1 protein-coding gene is annotated in these 516 nt (G+C 49.8%); it reads right to left on the reverse strand.

All coding sequences use genetic code 11. The annotated features are described in order from the left end of the window. The coding region (locus C8029_RS04260) for a glycosyltransferase family 2 protein (RefSeq protein WP_152002334.1) at positions 1 to 516 on the reverse strand (516 nt) is incomplete at both ends.

Here is a 516-nt window from a genome sequence, read left to right on the forward strand (position 1 = left end):
AAGAATCCAGTCTTCCTGACTTTGGAAAACGCCAATATCGAAATAGCGGCGAAATTCTTCAGCAACAGAATAGTTATGGGAATGTTGAGCACGGGCGTCGGCAGCATAGGCGATTTCCCAGCCCAGCTCGAGCATTTTGGCTGCGACGTACATATCCTCGGACAAGATCACATCGTCCGGAAATCCTCCTACCTCCAACAAGGCAGAACGGCGATAAGCGGCGAATGAATTCGACATGAAACACTTACGTATTCCGACCGGATAATCGCTTTCCATCGATGTGACATAACTTTCCGGACCATAACTTGTCGTCCGGGCGTGGATTGCGAGCGGGTTGGCATCATTGTGAGGAAGCTGGCGCCCGTAAACGGCACCCACACGCGAATTCTCGAAATATTTGGTGAGGTTTTTGATTGCATCGCGATCATCGAGTATGGCGTCTTGGGTGATAAAGACGATAATCTCATCATCGATCATTTCAACGGCGTTTGACCGGGTGCCACCGTGATTGAAGGT

The organism is Roseobacter sp. TSBP12 (assembly GCF_009129705.1).
GTDB lineage: Bacteria > Pseudomonadota > Alphaproteobacteria > Rhodobacterales > Rhodobacteraceae > Celeribacter > Celeribacter baekdonensis_A.